5 protein-coding genes are annotated in these 4,933 nt (G+C 57.9%); 4 read left to right on the top strand and 1 reads right to left on the bottom strand.

Features of this window, described 5'->3' with window-relative positions:
* Positions 1-560: 560 nt before the first annotated feature.
* Positions 561-1,028 carry a hypothetical protein gene (locus B3187_RS15705; protein WP_286807399.1) on the bottom strand — a complete coding sequence of 156 codons (468 nt, stop codon included), beginning with the start codon at positions 1,026-1,028 and terminating at the stop codon, positions 561-563.
* Between B3187_RS15705 and B3187_RS15710 the strand changes: the two genes are divergently transcribed.
* The 4 genes from B3187_RS15710 to B3187_RS15725 all read left to right on the top strand — a co-directional run.
* Entirely contained in the window at positions 1,011-2,531 is a 1,521-nt protein-coding gene (locus tag B3187_RS15710) for a UxaA family hydrolase (RefSeq protein WP_286807400.1), read from the top strand. The two genes, B3187_RS15705 and B3187_RS15710, sit on opposite strands and share 18 nt — an antisense overlap.
* Positions 2,532-2,800: 269 nt before the next feature.
* Entirely contained in the window at positions 2,801-3,955 is a 1,155-nt protein-coding gene (locus tag B3187_RS15715) for a Re/Si-specific NAD(P)(+) transhydrogenase subunit alpha (RefSeq protein WP_286807401.1), read from the top strand.
* A gap of 10 nt (positions 3,956-3,965) precedes the next feature.
* The gene (locus B3187_RS15720) at positions 3,966-4,250 is read left to right on the top strand and encodes an NAD(P) transhydrogenase subunit alpha (protein WP_024462101.1); all 285 of its coding nucleotides are present in this window, start codon (positions 3,966-3,968) and stop codon (positions 4,248-4,250) included.
* Positions 4,251-4,262: 12 nt separating this feature from the next.
* Positions 4,263-4,933: NAD(P)(+) transhydrogenase (Re/Si-specific) subunit beta (locus B3187_RS15725; protein ID WP_286807402.1), on the top strand; the 671-nt coding region annotated here is incomplete at its 3' end.

The following is a 4,933-nucleotide window of genomic DNA, read 5'->3' on the forward strand; positions in this document are numbered from 1 at the left end:
CCTCACCCGCCAGCGGACAATCCGCTGGCGGGGTCTTGGCCTTACTGGTTGATCCCCGAAAATCGGCTCTGATGGCCTCTCATTTCAGGGTTGCTCGACACCGATACCGCCTGGTTGTCGGGCGCTTGGAGCGGTCTCTCTCACCTCGTATATACCCGATTGGTATAGACGTTTGCCCCAGTTGTCTCCCTCTTGCCTCTTTACATCGTCGCATTAGAGGCTCGGGCACCCGGTCATTTGATGTTTTTGGGTTGCCCGATACCGCTGGCATTCAGACTCTTTGGGATTGGCCGCGTGCAGAACAGAAAACGCGAACGGTTTGCTAACGGTTTATCTTTAGAGTCTGGCAGTTTCCTCTGCGGAAATGCGTATGCCGTCATGCAGTGAACTCATTCTGGTACGGCCCGGCGGGAAAATCAAGGCTGAAGAACAAATTTTTTCCTGTAATGGGGAATATATTAGTGAGATTGTTTCGGTATTTTTGCTGTAAACGGTTACACATAATTTATTATATATGAGTAACCGATTACATTTTGCGTGAACTTCGCAGTGAGACGGTTTCATGGCTTTATGGGAGGGAATTCCGGCAAAAAATTAACGGGTGAGGCCGCTCCTACTCCGTTGCGATTGACAGCGGTGTCAAATGGGACAAACAACCCATTCTGTGCAAATGACAACGCTGTCAGATTGCGTTTTGCGTAAATTTTTTGGGTGGGGTTTTCACACCAGGCGTTGCGAGTGGTTGCGGTGTCCGCTTTGTCGGTGCTAAATTTGGTCCCGGTATTGACCGAATACCATTGCCGATTTTTCAGGCGCCGCAAGGCGCCTGTTTTTTTCTGTACCTGAAAAAGAATCCCGCAAAACAAAAAGCGTCGGCCCGCAGGGGTGGCGACACACGGGAAATTGGCAGGCCGGCTCGACGGAGCGCGAACGGCTTTTACCACCGAACGGTTTCTGTTCTGCCAGGTGAGAGTGGCGTCAGAGACTCCAATCTTTGGGTGATCATTATTTTGGCGAACATCATTCATTTACACGAGCGCGACAACGTAGGCGTGTGTAAAGGGGCTATTCCGGCGGGCACGGCACTGATCGAGCCCGAATTGACTCTGGTTGACGATATCCCGGCCATGCACAAAGTGGCGCTGGTGGATATCCCTGAAGGTCAGCCCATCCTGAAATACGGTCAGGTGATCGGTTTTGCCGCCAAGGCCATCAAGGCCGGTGAGCATGTGCACAGTCATAACTGCAAAATGGGCGAGGCGGAAAAAGATTATGGCTTTTGCCGCAACGCCAGGCCCACGGACCTTGTGCCCGAAAGCGAACGGGCCACGTTCCGGGGCTACCGACGCGCCAATGGCAAGGTCGGAACGCGCAATTACATTGGTATTCTGACTACTGTGAATTGCTCCGCCACCGTCGCCAAGGCCATTGCCCAGCACTTCACCTTCTCGGGCGAACTGGACGACTACCCCAATATTGATGGCGTCGTGGCCTTTACCCACGAAACCGGCTGCGGCATGCGCTCCGATGGCGAAGGCTATGAGACTCTGCGGCGCACTTTCGATGGTTATGCGCGCCACCCCAACTTCGGCGGCATTCTCATGGTCGGGCTCGGCTGCGAAACCATGCAGGTTCGTCGGGTGATGGAGGAGAGTGGTCTGGGGGATACCGACACCTTTCAGGCGTACACCATTCAGGATGTCGGCGGTACCCGTAAGGCGATTGAGCGTGGCATCGAGGTGTTGCGCGGCATGTTGGATGGGGTGAATCAGCACACCCGCGAAACCGTCCCGGCCAGCGAGCTGACCCTGGCGGTCCAGTGTGGTGGTTCGGATGCCTTCTCCGGTATTACGGCGAACCCCGCGCTGGGCGCGGCGGGGGACATTCTGATCCGCCATGGCGGTACTGTCATCTATTCGGAGACACCGGAAATTTTCGGTGCCGAGCACCTGCTGACCCAGCGTGCAAAAACACCCGAGCTCGCCCAAAAGTTGCTCGATCGCATTGAGTGGTGGCAGGATTATACGGCGCGCAACGATTTTGAGCTGGACAATAACCCCTCTCCGGGTAACAAAGCGGGTGGCTTGACCACCATCATGGAAAAGTCCCTGGGGGCCCAGGCCAAGAGCGGTTCCACCGAAATGGTGGGCGTGTACCTGTATGGGGAAGAGGTAAAAGAGAAGGGGCTGGTGTTCATGGACAGCCCCGGGTTTGACCCCGTGTCGGTCACCGGGCAGGTTGCCTCGGGCGCCAACGTGGTATGCTTTACCACCGGTCGCGGTTCAGCCTTTGGCTTCAAGCCCGCGCCCAGCCTGAAGCTGGCCAGCAATTCCGAGCTGTATCAGCGGATGCAGGAGGACATTGATATCAATTGTGGTGGCATTCTGGATGGTGAGAAAACCATGCAGGAATGCGCCGAAGAAATTTTCCGGGTCGTACTCGCGACGGCTTCGGGAGAGCAGACCCAGAGCGAAAAGCTCGGGTACGGTGATAATGAGTTCAACCCCTGGAAAATAGGGGCCGTGGTGTAGGAGATCAATCCGGGTGCTCTGTGGGCACCCACACAACGCGGACCAGCGGAGGAGAGAACCCCGGGAGGTGAGAGACCCGGGGTTTTCTCGGCGCAGAATCAAGGCGGGAAAACGCCAACTGACGCACTCTGTTGACTCCAGACAACAAAAAACGAGGCCCTGATACCCTCAGGCGCCCGTTGATTAGGACATCATTCCGCTCAATCCCCACCTTTCTACGGGAAAAGCGGCTATGTTTAATGGTGTCCATCACATGAGGGAGACGTTTCATGAAAATAGCGATACCCAAAGAGCGTCGCGAGCACGAGCGGCGTGTAGCCGCAACGCCCGAGACGGTCATGAAGTTTATTGCCCTCGGTGCCGAGGTGGCGGTCGAGGCGGGCGCGGGCCTGTCCAGCCGTATCACCGATGAGGCCTACGAGGCGGCGGGTGCCACTCTGGTCAGCGACCTGAGCAGTCTGCTGGGCGATGCCGATGTGGTGCTCAAAGTCCAGCGTCCCCTGCTGGGCGAAGGCGACCAGCCCGACGAGTTGTCCCCGATGAAAAAGGGCGCTCTGCTGATTGCCGGCCTGTCCCCCTACGCCGAACCCGACGCCATCAAACGCTATGCCGAGGCGGGTGTGACCGCCATCGCCATGGAGTTTGTGCCCCGCATCACCCGTGCCCAGAGCATGGATATCCTCAGTTCCCAGAGCAACCTCGCCGGTTACCGTGCGGTACTGGAGGCGGCTTACGTTTACGATCGCGCCATGCCCATGATGATGACCGCCGCTGGCACCATTGCGCCCGCGCGGGTTATGGTTCTTGGCGCCGGTGTGGCCGGTCTGCAAGCCATTGCCACCGCCAAGCGTCTGGGCGCCATTGTATCCGCCACGGATGTCCGGCCCGCCGCCAAAGAGCAGGTGGAAAGCCTGGGCGGCAAGTTCGTCATGGTCGAGAGCGACGAAACCAGAGAAGCGGAAACCGCTGGTGGTTACGCCAAGGAAATGAGCGAAGACTACAAGCGCAAGCAGGCGGAGCTGGTGGCGGAAACCCTGAAGAAGCAGGACATCGCCATCTGCACCGCACTGATTCCCGGCCGCAAGGCCCCGACCCTGATCAATGACGAAATGGTGCACAGTATGCGCCCCGGCTCGGTGATTGTGGATCTGGCCGCGGAACAGGGCGGCAACTGCACCCTGTCCAAGCCCGGTGAGGTGGTGGATGTGAATGGTGTGTCCATCATCGGCCACTACAACATTCCGAGCCGGCTGTCCGCCGATGCCAGTTCGCTGTTCGCCAAGAACCTACTCAACTACCTGACGCCTCTGGTCGATGCCGAGAGCAAAGCGCTCAAGGTCGATTGGGAAGACGAAATCGTTGCCGCTTCCGTGCTGACACGGGACGGTCAGGTCGTTCATTCCGCTTTCCAGAGCGAACAATAAGGGGGTCGTCATGGAAGCCAATTTCATTCAGCAGTTATCCATTTTTGTGCTGGCGATTTTCGTCGGCTACTACGTCGTCTGGAGTGTCACCCCGGCACTGCACACACCGCTGATGGCCGTTACCAACGCCATCTCCAGTGTGATCATTGTGGGCGCATTGATCGCCGCCGGCCCCGAGAGCATGAGCCTGTCCAAAGCCCTGGGCTTTGTGGCCATGACGCTGGCCGCGATCAATATCTTCGGTGGCTTTACCGTCACCCAACGCATGCTCGCCATGTACAAGAAGAAAAAGTAACCGGGGGAACTTATGACTGAACTACACGCGAATCTGACCTCGCTGGCCTATCTGGTCGCGGCGGTCCTGTTTATCATGGCCCTGCGCGGCCTGTCCTCGCCGGAAACCTCACGGACCGGTAATATCTGCGGCATGCTCGGCATGCTGATCGCGGTGGTGACCACCGTGTTCAGCCCGGAAGTGCAATCCTACGAATGGATTGTGGCGGCGCTGGTGCTCGGCGCGGTGATCGGTATCACCATCGCCAAACGCATCGCCATGACCGCCATGCCGCAACTGGTAGCGGCTTTCCACAGTCTGGTCGGTATGGCCGCGGTGCTGGTGGCCGGTGCGGCTTTTACCAACCCCGGGGCGTTTGGCCTGGTCGGCGCGACCGGAGATATCTTTGTCGCCAGTCGTATCGAGATGGGTCTGGGTGTCGTGATCGGCGCCATCACCTTTTCCGGGTCCGTGATCGCCTTCACCAAACTGCAAGGGCTGGTCTCCGGTGCGCCGGTGTCTTTCGGCGGCCAGCATTATCTCAATGCCCTGTTTGGCCTGGTGATACTGGCTCTGCTGGTTTACTTCTGCATCGATCAGCAGCCCTGGATCTTCTGGACCATGACCGCCCTGGCGTTTGTCATCGGGGTACTGATCATCATCCCCATCGGCGGTGCCGATATGCCGGTGGTGGTGTCCATGCT

The organism is Marinimicrobium sp. UBA4209 (assembly GCF_002381585.1).
GTDB lineage: Bacteria > Pseudomonadota > Gammaproteobacteria > Pseudomonadales > Cellvibrionaceae > Marinimicrobium > Marinimicrobium koreense.

Bases quoted from the DNA above. Each gene is read 5' to 3' on its own strand.
- B3187_RS15705 (WP_286807399.1), bottom strand. From the start codon at position 1,028: ATGAATGATGTTCGCCAAAATAATGATCACCCAAAGATTGGAGTCTCT.
- B3187_RS15715 (WP_286807401.1), top strand. From the start codon at position 2,801: ATGAAAATAGCGATACCCAAAGAGCGTCGCGAGCACGAGCGGCGTGTA.
- B3187_RS15720 (WP_024462101.1), top strand. From the start codon at position 3,966: ATGGAAGCCAATTTCATTCAGCAGTTATCCATTTTTGTGCTGGCGATT.